The organism is Delftia lacustris (genome assembly GCF_040267515.1).
In the GTDB taxonomy this organism is placed as follows: domain Bacteria; phylum Pseudomonadota; class Gammaproteobacteria; order Burkholderiales; family Burkholderiaceae_C; genus Comamonas; species Comamonas tsuruhatensis.
This window is the reverse complement of the sequence record NZ_CP141274.1, coordinates 3678170-3695232: the sequence shown is the minus strand read 5'-3', so window position 1 is coordinate 3695232 and position 17063 is coordinate 3678170. Positions and strand designations below refer to the sequence as shown.

16 protein-coding genes are annotated in these 17063 nt (G+C 67.0%); all 16 read right to left on the bottom strand.

Going from position 1 to position 17063, the window contains the following annotated elements; translation table 11 throughout:
• Position 1 precedes the first annotated feature (1 nt).
• Positions 2–2773, bottom strand: coding sequence for a conjugal transfer protein TraG N-terminal domain-containing protein (locus U6958_RS18280; RefSeq protein ID WP_074923246.1), 2772 nt, complete (start codon positions 2771–2773; stop codon positions 2–4).
• A gap of 35 nt (positions 2774–2808) precedes the next feature.
• A complete protein-coding gene (locus U6958_RS18275; protein ID WP_074923245.1) occupies positions 2809–4257 on the bottom strand; it encodes a conjugal transfer protein TraH in 1449 nt (482 codons plus the stop codon).
• Positions 4258–4266: 9 nt separating this feature from the next.
• Positions 4267–5142 (bottom strand): conjugal transfer protein TraF, encoded by an 876-nt coding sequence (traF, locus tag U6958_RS18270; RefSeq protein WP_083393651.1) that lies wholly within the window; start codon positions 5140–5142, stop codon positions 4267–4269.
• 10 nt (positions 5143–5152) lie between these two features.
• Positions 5153–5542 (bottom strand): hypothetical protein, encoded by a 390-nt coding sequence (locus tag U6958_RS18265; protein ID WP_074923244.1) that lies wholly within the window; start codon positions 5540–5542, stop codon positions 5153–5155.
• Positions 5539–6879 (bottom strand): conjugal transfer protein TraN, encoded by a 1341-nt coding sequence (gene traN / locus U6958_RS18260; RefSeq protein ID WP_074923243.1) that lies wholly within the window; start codon positions 6877–6879, stop codon positions 5539–5541. The genes U6958_RS18265 and traN overlap by 4 nt, the downstream gene beginning before the upstream one ends.
• 9 nt (positions 6880–6888) lie before the next feature.
• A complete protein-coding gene (trbC, locus tag U6958_RS18255) occupies positions 6889–7590 on the bottom strand; it encodes a type-F conjugative transfer system pilin assembly protein TrbC (protein ID WP_244160534.1) in 702 nt (233 codons plus the stop codon).
• A 52-nt stretch (positions 7591–7642) separates the two neighbouring features.
• Positions 7643–8635 (bottom strand): TraU family protein, encoded by a 993-nt coding sequence (locus U6958_RS18250; protein ID WP_074923259.1) that lies wholly within the window; start codon positions 8633–8635, stop codon positions 7643–7645.
• Between the two features lie 38 nt (positions 8636–8673).
• Positions 8674–9312, bottom strand: a complete 639-nt coding sequence (traW, locus tag U6958_RS18245; RefSeq protein ID WP_074923258.1) for a type-F conjugative transfer system protein TraW — start codon at positions 9310–9312, stop codon at positions 8674–8676.
• Positions 9313–9314: 2 nt separating this feature from the next.
• Positions 9315–9725 carry a hypothetical protein gene (locus tag U6958_RS18240; RefSeq protein ID WP_244160532.1) on the bottom strand — a complete coding sequence of 137 codons (411 nt, stop codon included), beginning with the start codon at positions 9723–9725 and terminating at the stop codon, positions 9315–9317.
• A gap of 10 nt (positions 9726–9735) precedes the next feature.
• On the bottom strand, positions 9736–10233 hold the full coding sequence (gene traF / locus U6958_RS18235) for a conjugative transfer signal peptidase TraF (protein ID WP_244160531.1): 498 nt from the start codon (positions 10231–10233) through the stop codon (positions 9736–9738).
• A gap of 89 nt (positions 10234–10322) precedes the next feature.
• On the bottom strand, positions 10323–10679 hold the full coding sequence (locus U6958_RS18230; protein ID WP_074923240.1) for a hypothetical protein: 357 nt from the start codon (positions 10677–10679) through the stop codon (positions 10323–10325).
• The gene (gene traC, locus U6958_RS18225) at positions 10676–13258 is read right to left on the bottom strand and encodes a type IV secretion system protein TraC (protein WP_074923239.1); all 2583 of its coding nucleotides are present in this window, start codon (positions 13256–13258) and stop codon (positions 10676–10678) included. Before traC ends, U6958_RS18230 begins: the two co-directional genes overlap by 4 nt.
• Positions 13259–13265: 7 nt before the next feature.
• Entirely contained in the window at positions 13266–13943 is a 678-nt protein-coding gene (locus U6958_RS18220) for a TraV family lipoprotein (protein WP_074923238.1), read from the bottom strand.
• The gene (locus U6958_RS18215) at positions 13940–14782 is read right to left on the bottom strand and encodes a DsbC family protein (RefSeq protein ID WP_074923237.1); all 843 of its coding nucleotides are present in this window, start codon (positions 14780–14782) and stop codon (positions 13940–13942) included. The genes U6958_RS18220 and U6958_RS18215 overlap by 4 nt, the downstream gene beginning before the upstream one ends.
• On the bottom strand, positions 14766–16187 hold the full coding sequence (locus U6958_RS18210) for a TraB/VirB10 family protein (RefSeq protein WP_074923236.1): 1422 nt from the start codon (positions 16185–16187) through the stop codon (positions 14766–14768). Before U6958_RS18210 ends, U6958_RS18215 begins: the two co-directional genes overlap by 17 nt.
• Positions 16184–17062: a type-F conjugative transfer system secretin TraK gene (locus U6958_RS18205; protein ID WP_244160530.1), complete on the bottom strand. Its 879-nt coding sequence runs from the start codon at positions 17060–17062 to the stop codon at positions 16184–16186. The genes U6958_RS18210 and U6958_RS18205 overlap by 4 nt, the downstream gene beginning before the upstream one ends.
• Position 17063: the final 1 nt, after the last annotated feature.

Below are 17063 nucleotides of genomic sequence, written 5' to 3'. Positions count from 1 at the left end.
ACTACTTCTTGAACGCATCCTTGACCACCTGCTTCGCGTCGTCGATGAGCGGTGCGGCATCCAGTTTGACTTGCTTGCCCGTCTGCAGCGTTAGGGAGCGCTCGGACGCCAGCGTTCCATCGGGTGTCTTCGTAACCTGTGCCTTGCGGTCGAATGCCCCTTGATCGGCGGACGTGGTCGCGCGGATGCGCTGACCTTCCTCTCGAATGGCGCTTCGCATGGGTGATGGTGCTCCAGCCAATGGAGCGGAGGTCTGAGTGCCGCCGAAGCGACGCACCTCGCCCTGGTTGGTGTGGTGGCGCACCGTGAGGTCTGGTCCCAATGCGGGATCGCTGGAATTTCGCAGATGCTGGGCTTGAAGATCGCCGAATGCCGTAGGCACAGCGGTTCCGTCCAAGAACACGCGATGGGGCTGTAGGGACTGCCGAGCCAGCTCCGCCTCCATCAGCACGCGCGCTGAGGCGCTGCTCCCGCCATACTGCTCCGCGTAGCGGGTGAACATGGCGAGGTTGTGCGGATCCTGCGCTATATCGATGGAGATGGTCTCGCCTCGCTCATAGGCCGTCGAGACTCGCTCCGCAAAGGCGCTTCGCTCCGACAGGCTGGAGTCAGCGCGTTCGGTGCGAGCAGTCGTCGACGCCAGCCGCGCCGAAAGATCCTGTGCTTCTCGTGCGTCGCTGGCGATTGCGCTCATGAAACTCGTGTCTCTGGAAGCTCGATCCCCGAACTGCCTGAACTCCGCAAGCTGTTCACTATTCATTGAAGTCAGCACTTTTTGTTCAGTGGCAGAGAGACCAGATACAAAGTTCTTGTCGGCTGATGCACTGCTGCCAAATCCAGCCACGGGCGTGTTGATTCCTAGGCGCCCAGATGTCCCCATAGCAATGCGAGCCACCTGTGACTGCGACAGCCCGGTCGAGTCCGCCACGCTCTTGCTGATCTGGTCCAGCCGGTTGAGCGTTTCGCCGAACTGTTCGAAGCTGCTCGACGTGGAGCCGGTGCTGCTGCGCGACGAACGCAGCTTGGCGACGCCCTTGGTGAAGGCCTCCGCCAGCACGGAAGACCGCTCGCTGCTGGCCGCGATGGCCTCGCTGCGCGCCGCATCCACCTGCCGGCTCGCATCCTGCACATCTTGCTCGGATACCCGCATCGACACCACGCGCGATGCGTAACCCTGGTTGCGCAGCAGGCTCACCGCCGTCCTGCCGGTGAGCGCGTTGGACGAGAAGGTGTTACCGCTCCGGTCATGCTGCCAACTGCCCATGAATGCCGAAGTCCGATTCGGAGCAAGCTGCATTTGGTCCATGGACACATTGCCCAGCGACATGTTCCCCGCGGTGGCCGCGGAGGTCGTGCCCGACAGCATGGCCTGCAGCCCCGACAATCCACCCACCAGCGCCGTACCAAAGTTCTCCATGTGCTTGAGGGCGGCCCAGGCAATGAACGGAACACTGATGGCGAGATAGCCCACGATGGCTTCGCCCGACAAAGCCCGGCTGTAGATGACTGAAGCAGTTTGCAGGGCCAGGGCCTTGCCACCGGGGCCCAGGTCGGCGGCAGCCGCCAGGTCGTAGGCCGCGTAGACCGAGGCCATGTAGTTCAGGATCGCGTAGAGCGGTGGCCAGAGCTGGATCCAGATCAGGATGGCCGTGTACCCCTTGAAGGCCAGCATGGTCTCGCGCCCGCTGGTCAGCAGGAGCAGCAGCACGAACAGCGGGAAGAGGGCATAGGTCACCGCCTCGATCACATTGCGGAACACCGGCAGTGCCTGTTCGGCCACCTTGCCGTAGTTGAGCCACGAGGCGTTCATCTGCGCCACAGCCTGGGCACGCCCGACAGCCAACACCATGGCGGCCGGATCGTTGACCTTCTGGCCCACGATCTTGCCTGAGTCCTCCAGGGCATTGAGCATGGCGTTCTGGCGGATGATGTCGGCCGCAGTGGCCGAGGCGTTCGCAATGCGGTTCTTCAGATAGGCCTGCTGGATCTGGCCGGCGATCACTGCCGCAGCCGCTGTGCCGGGGAGCGTCGGGTTGAGCTGGAAGGCCAAGCGTCCCTGGATGCGCTGGAGCTGGGCTGGCAGCCGGTTGTTCAGGCTCAGATAGACGTTCGTGCAGGTGTCCACACCCACGGTGCCGCCCGCGCCCGCGAGGGTACTGAACCGGGCCGGATTGGGCGAGGCCATCAGTGGCCAGACGTCATCCGAGCTGGAAAACGTCGCCGGGTCCAGGGTTCCGTCCATCAGGTCGTAGGTCGTGCAGTTGTGGATGAAGTTGACCAGGTCGGTGCGGAAGCCTGGATCCTGGAACACCACATTGCCGGTCTCGCGCACCAGCCGGTTGCCGAACATCAGCCCGTTCTGCTGGTAGGACAGTTCAGCAGGCAGCGCGCCAGCGCCCGGGATCACCTGGAAGGCGGTCTCGAACAGGCCCGTGAGCGTGTGCCCGATGGTGCTGGTCAGGCTGCCCAGCAGTGCCACGCCGAAGGGCACGTTGTCCACGACCTTGACGGCCGAGCCGCCGGTCTTGTCCACCACGCCCACGGTCACCTTGGGCACGATCAGGATGCCGAAGACCAGCACCACCGAGCCCAGCCACTTCCAGCCCTGGAGCTTCTCCGGGGCGAAGGCATAGGCGATCAGCGCGCCGACGAATCCACAGAAGGCCACGACCGCGACGGCCGAGGCGTAGTCGTTGGACGCATGGATGGCCGCGGCCGCGTTGAACACGCCAAACAGGCTGTCGGCGTTCTGGTAGGCGTAGATTTCCCACATGGCCGGGCTACTCCATTGGTGTCAGCGGATCGGTTTCAGCGAGACGCGTACGCAGCCTGCTGCCCCAGCATGTCCATGACATGCTGGGGCATGCTGGAGCGCAGTTGCCGCTCCAACTGCTCCAGATGGCTGGCGACGGCCCGGAACGAGCCGACCTTCTGGTACAGCAGGTTTTTCTCCTGCGAGATCAGCAGCAGCATGGCCTGGGCGCGGCGGCGAATCTCCTGGGCCTGCTCGCGCTGGGTCTGCTGCAGGGTGTGGTCCTTGGTCAGTGCCGCCATGCCCAGGCGCATATTGCGGTCCAGGAACACGTAGGCGTAGTCGGCCGCAATCACGTCGCGGTACTGGCCGATCAGGCTGTCGGCCAAGCCCGAACCCGGGATGCTGGTGCCTACCGAGAGCATCTTGTAGACCGGCTCGGCGGTCATGTTGACGAAGCCGACCTCGGCCGAGTTGTTCGGGATGGGGGTGCGGGTGGCGATCTTGTCGGCGATCGAGCGCATCATCGTCTCCACCTTCGCCGTGAAGGGGACGTGGTTGTAGCTGGTATTGAGCGAGACTGCGTTGCAGTTCGTGTAGTCGTTGCAGCGCAGCAGGTGCTGGATCACATTGCTGCCAGAACCTGGGGCCTGGCCGTAAAGCAACTGGCTGATAGAGGTGAGCGTCGGAGCGATGGGCTCTGGATCGCGTCGAGATTCCTCCGGGTAATAAATGATGGTGCCGACCATGCTCATGATCAGCTCGCGTTCGGTGTCGTCGAGATAGGAGCCTGCGAACTGCAGCGCTTTCCAGGTGAGGTTGCCCACGAAGGGCGCTTTGTTACGCACATTGGCGTCGCCCGACGAGCGTGCCGAGGACAGGATGCTGGGCCGGTCAATGCCACAGCGCTTGCGTGCCGAGTCCCGATCGCTTTCCATGCCCATTTCCATGGCGAGGTCCGCACAGGTTTCTTGCGAGCTGTAGCCCACGGCCTCGGCTGCCGTACTGACGATGGCTTTCGCTGTTTCGCAGGAGTTGATGCGGGCGTTGTTGATCCAGGTCTCCAGCCCCTTGGCCCATTTGGTCAGCCCGCCGAGCAGCGGCGAGACCGCCTCCAATGCCAATTGGAACGCGATGCCGGGCAGGGCCGCCGTGATGTTGCGCAGCATGTTCTTGAATTCCTGCGCGGAGATATGGCTGAAGCTGCCGCCGAACACGTCGATCCCGCCGCAACCGGCCCTGGCGCTCGGGAACTGGATCGCCGCCAACTGGTACACCTTGTTCGGCGAGCGCATCATCAGGTTGCCGCCGGTGTAGGTGTTGTAGGTCTGGCCCCGGAACGCCCCCGGCGCCGTGTAGTTGCCGATGGCCCCGAGGTTGTTGAACATGTCGTTCACTTCGCTGTTGAGATCGGCGCGGCTTGGCATCGCGGTGCACAGCAGTGAAAGCGCCACTGCCGCGGCGACTGCCTTGCATGCAGGAGAGGTGCGGGAGCGGATGGACATGAAGACCTCCTAGGGAAGAGCCAGGCGCTGGGTGGCGCTGGGCAACATGGCTTCGCCAGTTGGCGATGCGACCGTGGCGATCCGCTCCAGCAGTTGCGATTCGGACAGCACACCGAAGCCGATCGGGGTGATCTTTCCGGTGTAGGGCTGGGCCAGGAACACGGCCGGCACCTGGGTCACCTTCAGCGCGGTGGCAATGCCGTTGTCGGGGCGCGCCTTGGGAAATCCTGGCATCGGACCGCCGTCCACGCTGACGGCCACCACCTGGATGCCGTGGCGCGCCTCGAAGGCCTGCAAGGTCGGCGCGAAGGCGTGGCAATACGGGCAGTCCGAGCGGTAGAAGAAGAACAGCACGTGGTCGCGTCCCAGCGATTCGACGGAGGTGGATCGGTCCGAGCGCTGCTGATGGTCAAAGACCTCCAGAGCCAAGGCATTGACCGGCCTGCCCTTCAACGTCGGATCGAGTTCCGGCGTGGCCCAGGCCACGCGCTGCGCCACGTCGGCGAAGTAGGAGGCGCGGTTCACCACCTGCATCTCCAGCTGCATGTAGTGCCGCACATTGGCCTCGGTCGGCCGCATGATGGCGATGTTGCGCAGATCTTCCAGGGTCTTTTGCAGGCGCTCGAATTCCGCCAGTTCGGGCGGGCGCGGCGCCTCGGCGGGTCGGGGCGGGGTGGTTGGCACGGGCCGGGCGATGGACGGTGGGGCCTCCGAGGGCGGGTCCTCGTAGAAATGCCAACCGCGCCAGCCGTCGAACCAGTACGGCGGCGGGGAGTCACGCACGGGTGCGGGCGAAGCCGTGCCCTGCGCAGAGGCCAGACCGAACAACGTGGCAGTGGCGCAACCCACCGCAGCGACCAGGAGCGCAGGGCGGTGCGTGCGCATGACCATCCCCTCAGAGCAGCGACTTGGGCGGCAGGCCCGTGGCGCAGTAGTTGATGCCGAACTCGATCGTCTGCTTGCGCGGCGCCTGAGCCTCCGGCAGGCGGACGCCTTCCTGCCAGAAGCGCACCTTCAACCGGCTGCAACCCGGCTCCCGGTAGCGTCGCTCGGTGGAGACGTCGATGTAGATCGGCGAGCTGGCCTCGAAGCGTTTCATGATGGCATCGGCCATCTCGCCGGTGAGAATGCCGTGGGCCGTGCCATCCACGGACTGCAGCGCGGCCAGCAGGACGGGGCGGGCGTCGGGGACCGGTATGCGCACCGGCTCGGCGTGCGCTGCCACACAGTAGAGGCACATGCATCCCGACGCGGCGGCGCGGGCGATGCGTGAGCGGATGTTCATTGACATCTCCCTTCCCCGTAATAGCAGTTGCTTGCACGGCCGGCGTTGCTGCCCTGGATCGCGCCGGCGTTGGGCATCGTGGGCACGATGGAGGCATAGAACTCCGTCAGGTCCATGCGCGCGAAGTCCAGCGTCTGGAGCTGGGCGATGCTGAAACCCGAGCAGTCCGGGGCGCGTGCCGAGCCCCAGTCTTTGCCGACCTGCAACCGGCCTTGCTCATTGATGATCCGGGCCAGTACCGAGTTGAAGCAACATTTGCCCGTCGTGTACTCGATGCAGGCCACGCATTTGCCCAGAACGCGGATGCAGGAGGAGCAGTAGGTGCCGACCGCATGGCACAGCTTGGCGCCTTCCTTCAGGGCGAGCTTTCCTTCCTCTTCATTGCAGGACAGCAGCGACATCGCCACATAGAAGACTACCGAGATCGCCAGGCTCCAGGGATCGAAGGCGATCACCACGCTCTCGCCGGCATAGAGGACGGCAGAGCCAGCAGGCAGGGCCGTGCCGTTGAGCGCGACGGTGACGCCATAGCTCGTGAAACTGCCGCTGAAGCCACCTCCCAGGAGCAGGGCCTGCAGGCCCTGGTACAGGAATTGGCGATTGCCCGCGTTCATCAGCACGTCATAGACCAGCCGGGTGCCGGTGCCGAACACACTCTGGTTGGTCATCCCGCGGCCTGCGGCATCGGACCGGCAGCAGTTCTGGAACAGCCGGTCGCGGCAGTTGTTGTTCTCACCCTTGAATACCTGCAGATCGTCGGGATCGAGATAGACACCGGCCTCGCGTCCGGCCTCGAGGAAGGACATGGCGCGCGCGAAATCGGCATCGTTCGTGTAGGCGGTGGTGAAGCAACTGCCGGCGAGACAGAAGACATTGGCGGGGCAGTTCCCGCTCCCTTGGCAGCCGCTGTAGTAGCTTGCGATATCCTCCAACTGGGTCGATGGGTTGGCCGCAACGTGCCGCGCGCCCAGGACCGCCGGGTTGTAGGGCGAGATGGACTCGCGCGGCGTATTGGCCGAAGCCCGGGCTCCCAGCAGCGCCTGGCACACGGGATCGTTGGGCCTGAGTGCGCAGGCGGCAATCCGGGCGCTGCTCTGGCCCGAGAGATTGGGCTGACCGTAGTACAGGCGCTCGGGTGGCGCCGTGGTGTAGCCCGGCACCACGGACGACGCGCTGGGCGTGGTGATCGTTCCTCGGATGACCGGATTGGCGGCCTGCCCGGCGGCAGTGCCTTCCTCGTGCGGGCCGGCCACCGCCACTGTTTGCGTGGCAACGAAGCTGACCAGCGTGAGGCCCACGACGATCCGGCGCAGCAGCAGGGCAAGAGCGGCGGGCATGCCGGTCTCCTAGTTCCGCAGCCGTGCGAGGAACGGGGCGGCATCCGCGCTGAAGGCCGGAGCGGCACGTTGCATGTGCTCGAGCGCGTAGCCCAGGCTCACGTCCCCGGCCGTGCGCAGGAAGGCCTCCGGCGGTGCGCAACTGCCCGCGGCACAGGACTCGGGTCGTGTGCCGTCGCGCACCAGCACAAAGCTGGGCACCCGGGTGATGGCAAAGCGGTCGAAGGCCTGCGGATCGATCTGCACCGCGACCTGGCGCCGGCCGATCAGCGGCTGGACCTGGGCCACGGTCTGGCGCAGCGAGCCGTGGGCCAGCCCCCGCAAGATGACCGAGGCCCGGGCGCGCGCCGCCTGGTCGATCAGGCGCTGCAGCGTGGGCTGGGGCATCGCCAGGCTGACGAAGACGAAGAGGCCGGGGCCCTTCATTTGGCCTTGCACCAGGCCCTGGGCCGCTTCCATCGCGTCGACCTGGGAGGCGTAACCGCGCGCCAGCGCTTCCAGATCGATCGGTGTGCGGGTCACAGGTTGCGGCAGGGCGTCGATGGAGTGGTCAAGGGACATGGACGCACTCGCCGGCGCGTACGCCGGAGGAACGCTGTGCTTGCGGCGCGCCAGCTCGATGTCCTGCTCGGTGACCGTGGGTTGCGCGCGGCGCGCACGCTCCATGTCGGCCTCGGTGATGGTCGGGCTGGCGGCCCAGGTCGTTGGCATCGCGCCTGCTGCCAGCAGTGAGGCGAGCATGCGCCGGAAGAGAGGGGGAAGGTCAGTAGCCGACACAGCAGTTCCTTTTCCTGAACAAGAGGAAGGCGAAGTCCTCGCCGCGCACCGGGTACTCCTTGCCGGCGCCCCAGGTCACGGTGGTGCGGCCGAAGGGCTGACAGCATTTGCCGGCTTCCTTGGCGGTGTTGGGGAGGGGGTGGGTGAGCTGGGTCTTGTAGGCGGTCTTGTCCATGACCGGCTCGAAGTAGGGGCCGCACAATCCCGCCTGTCCGTGCCAGCCCCAGGCGATCAGCTCGCGGTGCATCTTGGCCGTCAGGCGCTGGGCCATCAGCGCCGCGGTGCGCACGCCGCCCAGGTGGTACGGGACATGGCCATTCATCGGATAGAGACTGCCCTGGCAGCCCGCACACCAGAACATCTCCCGGATCCCGAAGCCCACCGAGGCGGCCACGCAGTCGGCGGCGCAGGCGGCGATGGCCACCGGGTTGGCGAACAGGGCCGCGTCCGGGTTGATGATCAGGGTGAGCTCGTCGTCGGCCCACAGTGGATCGACTTCGGTGAGGTAGGCCAGGTCGAACGAGCCCTTCTCCAGGCACGGGAAGTCGGTCACCGCCTCCAGGTAGTAGAGGACGGGGTTCACATAGAAGTGGGCCTGATAGAAGCTGCCGCCGTCGCCATCGCCTTCGGGCCGCGTGAAGCGCGCCGCCTCGGGTGCCGGGATGCCGGGATCGAGGTCGATGCCGCCCAGCGAGGTCAGACAGAAGGGCTTGCGCACGGCTTCGACGTGCGGTGCGGGCTCCCAGAAGCCGACCGTCAGGCCGATGACGGGATTCACGCCGCAGGTGCACAGCGGGCTGGAGGGGTTGTCGATGTCCTCCTGGCCGCCGAAGTTGCCGATGCGCGCGCCGCCGATGCTCAGCGGCAGGATGCAACTCCAGCAGATGTCGGTGATGGGGTTCGGGAACTTGCCGGTGCAGGTGGCCACACTTGCGGCGCCGGCTGGAAGGACCGTGGCCAGGAGCAGCGCGGCCAACATGGCCACCGCCAGTGTGCGGAAACGATGGAAAAAAGGGCTCATCGCGGCACCTCCATCTCGTCTATGCGCAGTCGCTTGCCCTCCTGCGAGACCAGGGCTGGCACCTGGGCGATACCCAGGCGCCGGGTCAGCAGCCCCTGCTGGTCGTAGTAGACGGGAATGCGCCAGGACTTCATCAGGTCCAGGTAGGAGCCGGCCGTCAGGATCGGCTTGACCTTGCCCTGGTAGCGGGCAATCAGCGCACGCGCCTGCCGAACCTGGCGCCCGTCGCGGGCGTCGAAGAACAGCAGGTGCCGCGACAGCGAGACCACGTCCAGCGGATTGGCCTGGGTGCCGGCGGCGAACATCAGCTCGCCCTGGGCGCCGAAGATGTTGCGATCCAGCGTGTAGGTCGGGTCGAAATAGAAGCTGCGCGCCTTGGCCGTGGTCTGCACGCCCGCAACAGGCGCCGGGCTGCGCACCGCCTCCGTGCCACGGGTGCGTGCGTCCTGCTCGATTCGGGCCAACTCGCCGGAGCGCTCCTTCTCGCGCAGGCGCTGCTCGATCATCTGCAGCAGATGGGGTTCGGCAATCTCGTAGGTGGGGCCGAGGGTGCCAAGGTCGGCGGCCAAGGTGGGCAGGCAGGCGAACGCCAGCACGAGAGCCAAGGCAGGGCCGATGGGGCGGGTGGCGGCCATGTTCATCGTGCAGCTCCGGGCGTGCAGGGGATCTGCGCCACCAGCCGGTCGCGCGCCGCCGTGTCCTTGAGGTGGGCGGCGCGCACGAGGCCCATGAGCAGCGGATCACCATCCCCTTGCGACATCGCGCGTCGCAGCTCGGCCGTGGTCAGCGTGCGAGCGCAGCGCAGCTGGTTGGCAGCGAGGTAGGTGCGAGCGCCTTCCTCGGCTGCCGGCGCGATCTTCTGCAGCAGGCCAAGGTAGTCGACCAGCGGAATGTCATCGGACGTGTCGGAACGGGACGTTGCCGGCGGCGGTCCGAAGGCCGGGCTGGTCTGGGCGCGTGCTGGGGTGCAGAGCAGCGCGCAGCAGGCCATCCAGGCTGCCAGGGCCTGGTGAGGATGGCGCCCGCGGGGGAGGGGAGTGAGGTTCATGGCACGGCCTTCAGAAGAGCGGCACCACGACGCCCAGCACCTGCTCTGCCTTCACCAGGCCGCTTTCCTGGTAGCGGGAGTCGAAGCTGTCGGGGCTGGTGCCCAGGACGTAGTAGTGGCCGCTGGGGATGACCATCGGCGCGATGGGGGCCAGCGGATGGTGGTCGCGGGCATGCGTCTTGGCGAGGCCGGCGATCTCGCCATTGACGTACACCAGGCGCCCTTGCACCGTCACCACGTCGCCGGGCATCCCGCGCACCATCTTGAAGAAGGGCTGGGCGCGCAGGCCGGGGTAGCGGGCCTGGGCCTCGCCCGTGAAGGAGAACACGATCAGGTCGCCGCGCCGCACGGATGCGTGCCCGTACTGCATGAGTGCCATTCTGTAGGGCAGGCTGGGCGTCCAGTTGAAGAGCAGCGGTGAGTGCGGCGTCGGGTCGACGAACAGCCGCGCATAGGCGAAGCTCCAAATCGTGAGCACCGGAAGGTACAGGTACCAGCGCTGCCGCATGTGATGCAGCAGGCCGGTGAGGTCCTGTCGCCGTCGACGCCACCAACCGGCCTGCCGCGCGTTGGGCGACGAGAAGATGTGCTCCCCGATCATGGCAGTTCTACCTTCCTGCGCAGCGCAGGCGTCAAGTCGATGCTGTGCGGAGCGCCCGCGACGGCGGTCTTGAGGATGACCAGGCAGCCGCATTCGCGCGGCAGTTCGTCGAGCGCCTCCGGCAGGCGCTGCGAGAAGCTGCGCGCCATGGCCAACGCCTTCTGCCGTTCCTCTTCCGTGCCGGTCTTGGTCAGCAAGTGTGTGAACTCGGCTTCCTTGGCGCGGTACACCTCGGACAGGTCGACTACGCCGATCACCAGGGCGGGCCGAATCACCCAGCGGTCATAGGCTGCAATCCCGAAGGCGACCAGCAGCGCCGCGACCACGGCATTGAGCAGAAGGGGCCGGGTCATAGCGCATGTCCCCGCTGCCGCAGCAGTTCGGCAATGGCCTCGTCGATGGACAGGCCCTGGGCCCGCAGCGCGTCGATGGGTGCGTTGTCCTCCAGCTTGTTGCTGAAGAGCAGATGGGTCGCGGGATCGAGAATGTTGCGGGCCACACCTTCGCCCACGGGCGAGGAAACGTACAGCTCCGAGAACGCGCCCGCCTCGGTGCGCAAGGAATTCAGCAGCCGCTTCTTGGGCTCGTCCATCGACAGTCGCCCCTTGCGGTCCAGCATCTCGATGGACTCGGGCTTCTGGCGCAGCAGAAAGACCCAATCGCTGCAGTTGAAGGCGGCCTCCATCTGCGCCGAGCCGTAGTAGTCGTCGGCGCTCTGGGTCGCGGTGCCGAGCGCGCCGCCGTACTTGCGGGCACGGCGAGCAGCTTCCTCGACCACAGCGGCCTTGACCGGATCGTCGGCGCCGATGTCGCCGAGCTGCTGCTTGAGCTCGTCGATGAACAGCACCTTGCGCCGGTTGCGCGTGAGGTACATCTCGCCGGTGATCTGGTGCAGCAACAGGATGTTGACGACCGCGTGCAGGTCCGGCCGGCGCTTGAGTTCCTCGTTCTCGATGACGATGAAGTCGTTGGAGAAGTCGACGTTGGCCCGGCCCTCGAAGAAGCGCTCGTACTGCCCGCCCCTGGCATAAGGGTTGAGCATGATGGCCAGATCCTTGATGCGCTGGTCGCCAGAGACGCCCAGCTCCTCGATGGTTCCGGTCTTGAAGGCGTCGCGCAGGCCGGTGATCGTGAGGTCGTTGCCGTGCGCGCGCCAGAGCTTGAGCACCATGGCCGAGATGGCCTTGTACTGGACCTCGTCCAGCGTATGCTGCATCGAGCACATCTTGCTGATGCCCGGCACCAGCATGTCGATGTCCTCGTTGATGTCATGCACGATCGTGAACGGGTTCAGGCAGATGTTGACGTCGGGCCGGAACTCGATGTAGGTGCCCTGGGCCTTGCGGCACAGCTTCTCGAAGCTGCGGCCCAGGTCCAGCATCCAGACCTTGGCGCCGATGGCCCGGTACGACCAGGCCATCTCGTTCATCAGCACGGACTTGCCCGAGCCGGGCGCGCCGATGATCGCGAAGTTGTAGTTGCCCAGGTCGTTGTCGAACAGATCCAGCGTCATGACCTGGCCGCGCCGCCCGCCAAAGACCAGGGCCGGCGTGCGCGTGCCGCGCCACTCGGCAATCAGCGGTGCCATGTGGATGGCGTTGGCCATGGTCTTGCGGGTGACGCGGCGCATCTTGCCCAGGTCCTTGTGGAATCGGGGCGTCAGCGTCATCGGCAGGCTGGCCAGCAGCGCTTGCCGGTGCATATAGGCGTCGGCGTTGAGCTGGAAGCCGCGTGCCCGCCAGATGGCGTTCGCGGCCTCGTGGGCCGAGGCGGCCTTGTCCGGGGGCGTGAAAATCGCGAGTTGGTGGTACAGGCTCACCAGGCTGCCGCCGGTGTCGATCGCATTGGCCGCGGCCGACCAGTCGTCGAGTTTCTTACGCACGTCCGGCATCACGTCGGCCATCTTGGACTTGGCGTTCTGCGTGGCGCGCACGTGGTTCGCCGTGATGATGGACTTGGTGGCGTTCGGGTCGAGCACGTGCACGCCCAGCGTGATCAGAAAGGGCGCGCTGTACTGCAGTGCCGGCTGCATCAGGTCGCCGATCAGCGAACCCATCTGCCACAGGGCAAATCGCTCGGGAAAGCTCTTGATCGAATAGAAGCGCGCTTCCAGCACTTCGGCGCTGGTTTCCTTCCAGAGCGTGATGCCCGACGGGTGCGGATCCTGGATGGTGTCGAAGTCCACGATCTGGTCGCGGATCTCGCGGCCGTCGTCATAGTGCAACCAGCGGTCGTCGTCGTAGTTCAGGTCCTCGGCGTCCGAATGCGCGATGCGGTCCGGGTTGGTGAACAGCGCGCACCAGTTGATGAGATCCGCAGCGTCGCAGACCCGGTTGGGCAGCATGGCCGAGCGCAGCGTGGCCGCCATCGAGTCGCGCAAGGCCAGCAGCGCCTCGCGCCGGTTCAGGTCGACCGCGCTGCCCGGAAAGGACACGCTCAGCATCAGCCGGAAGTCGCGCAAGGTGTAGTGAAAACCCGCCGTCAGCGAGGTCTGGGTGCCGCGCAGCAGGTGCTGCACGCGCTGGCGCGCCAGCTTGCGGAACAGGTTCTCGTTGGACACGGGCCGCGCGAAGGGGCGGGCCTTCTCGGCCTGGTCCTCGTCCTCGACCCGCAGGTTGGTGTACTGGCGCAACTGGTGACGGATGTGCGGCGAGGCGAACAGGTGGAACTGCAGGCCAGTGTCCGGCGGGCAGTTGGCATAGAGCGAAACCAGCACCTCGGCCATGCGCTCGTCGGCGCCCGACTGCGGCATCACTTCGAGCATGAAGCCCATGCCGTCGCGGTTCACGAAGATTTTCTCGTCGGCCAGATAGGCGGAGTAGGGCAGCCAGCCGGCGAACTGTTCGGCCGGGGTATCGGCCGGCATGCCGAAGGGAAACAGCGGTGCCGTGCGGGTGCCGCTGCGTGGCGCATCGGTGGAGGAAGATCCCATGGCGGCCTCACTGGGGACGAAAACCCAGACTTGCCGGAGGTTGGGCCAGCGACGGGAAGGTGTTGAACGGGGTAGGCCGTTGGGCGCTGCTCTCGACCGGGGCTGCGGCATCAGGCACGAATGGAGCGACCCCCGAGGAAGCCGGGGCGCCACCGGGTGGCAGGGCAGGCGCGGCGGCGGGCGGCGGGCGCAACGGCGCGTACTGGTCACGGATGCGCTGGCGTACATGGTCGATCTGCCAGCGTCCCGTATCGATCTGCACGTAGACATAGCCCTGGTCCCAGAGATCGCCGTCGGCATCTTCCCAGGGCTTGGTCCACAGGCGCAGTACCCGGGCCTGGGAGCGCAATGCCAGGGCGGGAGCGCTGTCCGCTTCGCCATCGGCAATGCTGTGCGGCGTTCCCGATATCGCCTGGCGCGCGGGGACCGGCGCCGAGAAGACCGCCGTGGAGTTGGCGGGCTGTGGCGTACCCTCTCGAGGCTCGCCGCGGGAAGCCGATGCCCTCTGGCTGGGCAGGTTGTCGTGCAGGGCGTTGACATAGGTGCCCGACACCGAGTCGCAAGCCACGCCTTCGGGCGCAGCGCAGGCGTATTTGGAACTGCCACTCAGGCCCGACATGTTCATGCAGCCGGCCAGCGGCAGTAGCAGGGCGGCGGCGGCCGTGCGCGCAATGCCCGAGCTCATGGCCGCTTCTCCGTCTTGACCGGCTGAGCTGCTGCAACCTTGCCGGCCTCGGCAATCCTGGCTTCGAGCACTGCTCTCCCGACATAGCCGTCGGTGCGGCTGCCGTCCGCCCAGATCATGGTCGGCGTTCCCTGCACGCGCAGCCGGCGCGCCAGCTCGAGGTTGCGCGCGATCGGGTGCTCGCACTGCGCGCCCGGCTGCATCAGACTGGCGTCCGCCTGCAGCATCCATTGGCGCCAGGCGCGCTCGCGGTCGGCGGCGCACCAGATGGCGACCGGACGGGCCTCGCCCTGGAACGGCACCAGGAAGGTATAGATCGTGACGTTGTCGAGGCCCGCGAGCTCGGGTTCGAGCTGCTTGCAGTAGACGCAGTTCGGGTCGCTGAACACGGCGAGCTTGCGCTGGCCGTTGCCGCGCACCGTCTTGATCGCATCGGCCAGCGGTAGCTGGTCGACCGGCACCGGCGCCGCAGAGACGGTTTCCGCCTGGGCCCGCCCATCCTGGCCGCCGCGCTGCGCGATCCTGGGGCCCGTGATGTCGCGCATGGCCTGGGTGTCGAACAGCCGCCCGAAGATGAAGTAGCGCGGATTCGCCGACGCGACATAGGCCACGTTGCCGTTCATCCAGACTTCGTAGACGCCCGAGACCTCGGTGCGCGACACCTCGGTGAATTCGGTGCCCGGATGGGTCTTGCGCAGCGCGCTCAGAAGCCTGGTTTCATCGGGAGTTGCTGCCTGGACGGTGGCCGCTGCGACCGCCAGGGCGGCGAACAGCCCCCCCCGATGCCACTTCGAGGCGAAGCAGTGGCCATGGTGCTTGGATTCAGTAGTTGCCATCATCGGTGGGCTCCAGGTAGCGGGTTTCGGGGGAGGGGGCGCGGCGCGGGTCGCGCTCGGCCATGGCCGTCATCGGCACGTCGATGCGTACGCCCTTGGTGATCACCACGTCGATCTGACGGCCTGCGTCCACCTCGATGACGGGGAAGGTGTTTTCGGCCAGCTTGATGTAGTACTGGGCGAGCCGGTCCAGCGCCTTGCCCACACCGCTACCCAGCCCGGCGCGGTAGGCGTCGGCATTGCTGTCGGCGCTGGCCATGGTCCCCAGCGCCGAGGTGCTGTAGGTGGTGTTGGCCGTGGACAGGCCCTGGCCGATGCCGCTGACCACGCCGGCGAGAAGCGCGTTGGCGAGCATCTGGCCTTGCTTGGTCACGAGTCGGCCGCGCATGCCTACCTTGCCGTCCTCGCCGTAGACCGAGCCCTGGATGCGCACTTCCAGCGTCGCGCCGTCGGCGCGCACGCAGGACAGGTTCTCGGTGCGCAGGTAGGCCCGCTCGGAGCTGATGTCGCCATAGCCCGCTGCGATCACGAAGCACTCGCGGTATTCGCCGCGGAACTGGTTGGGCAGCACGCTGTTGTCCGAGAGGCGGATCAGCACCGGGTGTGGATTGGCCTGCGACTGGCCACCCGTGGGGGCATCGAGGCCGCCGAGCAGGATGCCGCGCGTGAAGCTCACGGGCAGGAAAGTGGCGACCGTCTTGGGGGTGTTCGATGCCTGGCCGCCTCCTTCGGCCCGGTGAGGGCCGTCGCCACCGGTTGTTATGGACGGGCGTGTGCGCTCGGCAAGCGTTACGCGGGAGATCACGGGCGCTGGCGCAGCGGCGGCGACCCTGCCCTGGAGCGTCGGCATGCCAGGGGGCATGGCCCCTGTGCCCGGGGGAGGCGCCGGCGGCAGGCCGGCCGCGGGCGGCATCGGGGCCGGGGCTGCCGGTGCGGGCGCCGGTGGCGGCGGAGGCGTGGGCACGGGCGGCGGCGATGCGGCGGCCTGCTGGGTGCTGGTCAGCCGCTTCTCCAGCTCCGCGAAGCGCTGCAGGGTCTTGTTCTCGAAGGCTTCGCGGTCCTTGTTGACCCGGCTCTGCGCCTCGCGCTCGGTCTCGTACTGGGCCAGCTTGCGCCCCGCCGTGCCGACCCACTGGTCCACCGGATTGACCTGGCCACCGGGCGGCATCACGCCGATGTTGGTGACGTCACCGGGCAGGGTCTGCGCTGTCCGTCCGCTCTGTGGCTTGGCGCCGCTGCCCGCGAAGCTGAAAATCATCCACAGCAGGCCGATGCCGCCGCCCAGGATGGCGGCCAGCAGCGCGTACTGGCGTTGGCGCGGCGACAGCCGCTCCAGCCAGCCGCGCACGGCATGGCCGGGTGGGCGTCCCGATCCGGACGGCCCCGAAGGCATGGTCGGCGTGCTCATCGCGTGCCGCCCCGCCGGATCACGTAGACGCTGGTGGTCTCGCCCGGGCGCAGGTTGTGGTGCTCGATCGCGATGCCGGTGATCTCTCCGCCGGCACGGCTGTCCGGTCGGTCGAACTCCTGCTCGGCCAGCACCATGGGCGCCAGGCTCACGTTCTGCAGCGCGTACTTCTCACCGACATAGCCGCGGCCTTCGTAGCGGCGCAGCAGGGTGAAGCGCGCCTCGGCCCAGAGCTGGATGGGCTTCGAGGTCTCCTCGACGCGCATGTCGGAGGGTACGCGGTCCGAGGACATGGCCACCAGCAGGCCCTTCATCGCGCGCACATGGCTGGGTGCCGGGCCGGAGGGCGCGGTATCGGGCACGCGGGGGCGCAGCGCCGGCGGCGTCTTGTCTCGGATCACGATGGTGTCGGCCGGGGTGTCCGAGCGGCGCAGCAGCAGCGTGTAGGTCGCCGTGGCGGACGACACGAACAGGTTGACAGGGCGCAGGGCCTCGCCGACGGGCCGGATGTAGACCTCGCCCTTGTCGCGATCGCATTCGACGATGACGTCCCCGGCAGGGTTGGCCGGAGAGGCCGCGAGCGAGGCAGGGCCGGAAAGGCCCGGTGTGCCGGAGGGTGTGCCTGCGGCGGCCGCGAGGGCCGGGGCGCCACTGCCGCAATGGCTGGAATGGATGTTGCCGAACACGTCGGTGATCGGCGTGCCCTCGATGCGGATACGGGTGGGTTCCTTGAGCGAGGCAATGGCCTCGACTGTCACTCCGTCGCTGGCCTCCACGAGTTGCAGCGCGTGGGCCTGCAGCCCGAGGGATAGAGCGGTGACGGCAACCACCTTGCGCGCGGCCGGCGGCAACCGCTCCCAGCGCTGGCGCGACATG

Bases quoted from the DNA above. Each gene is read 5' to 3' on its own strand.
- traN (WP_074923243.1), bottom strand. From the start codon at position 6,879: ATGCCCGCCGCTCTTGCCCTGCTGCTGCGCCGGATCGTCGTGGGCCTC.
- traF (WP_244160531.1), bottom strand. From the start codon at position 10,233: ATGCGGCAGCGCTGGTACCTGTACCTTCCGGTGCTCACGATTTGGAGC.
- U6958_RS18250 (WP_074923259.1), bottom strand. From the start codon at position 8,635: ATGTTGGCCGCGCTGCTCCTGGCCACGGTCCTTCCAGCCGGCGCCGCA.
- U6958_RS18275 (WP_074923245.1), bottom strand. From the start codon at position 4,257: ATGTCCATCCGCTCCCGCACCTCTCCTGCATGCAAGGCAGTCGCCGCG.
- U6958_RS18230 (WP_074923240.1), bottom strand. From the start codon at position 10,679: ATGACCCGGCCCCTTCTGCTCAATGCCGTGGTCGCGGCGCTGCTGGTC.
- traF (WP_083393651.1), bottom strand. From the start codon at position 5,142: ATGCGCACGCACCGCCCTGCGCTCCTGGTCGCTGCGGTGGGTTGCGCC.
- traW (WP_074923258.1), bottom strand. From the start codon at position 9,312: ATGGCCGCCACCCGCCCCATCGGCCCTGCCTTGGCTCTCGTGCTGGCG.
- U6958_RS18220 (WP_074923238.1), bottom strand. From the start codon at position 13,943: ATGAGCTCGGGCATTGCGCGCACGGCCGCCGCCGCCCTGCTACTGCCG.
- U6958_RS18205 (WP_244160530.1), bottom strand. From the start codon at position 17,062: ATGTCGCGCCAGCGCTGGGAGCGGTTGCCGCCGGCCGCGCGCAAGGTG.
- U6958_RS18215 (WP_074923237.1), bottom strand. From the start codon at position 14,782: ATGATGGCAACTACTGAATCCAAGCACCATGGCCACTGCTTCGCCTCG.
- trbC (WP_244160534.1), bottom strand. From the start codon at position 7,590: ATGCCAACGACCTGGGCCGCCAGCCCGACCATCACCGAGGCCGACATG.
- traC (WP_074923239.1), bottom strand. From the start codon at position 13,258: ATGGGATCTTCCTCCACCGATGCGCCACGCAGCGGCACCCGCACGGCA.
- U6958_RS18210 (WP_074923236.1), bottom strand. From the start codon at position 16,187: ATGAGCACGCCGACCATGCCTTCGGGGCCGTCCGGATCGGGACGCCCA.
- U6958_RS18240 (WP_244160532.1), bottom strand. From the start codon at position 9,725: ATGAACCTCACTCCCCTCCCCCGCGGGCGCCATCCTCACCAGGCCCTG.
- U6958_RS18265 (WP_074923244.1), bottom strand. From the start codon at position 5,542: ATGAACATCCGCTCACGCATCGCCCGCGCCGCCGCGTCGGGATGCATG.
- U6958_RS18280 (WP_074923246.1), bottom strand. From the start codon at position 2,773: ATGTGGGAAATCTACGCCTACCAGAACGCCGACAGCCTGTTTGGCGTG.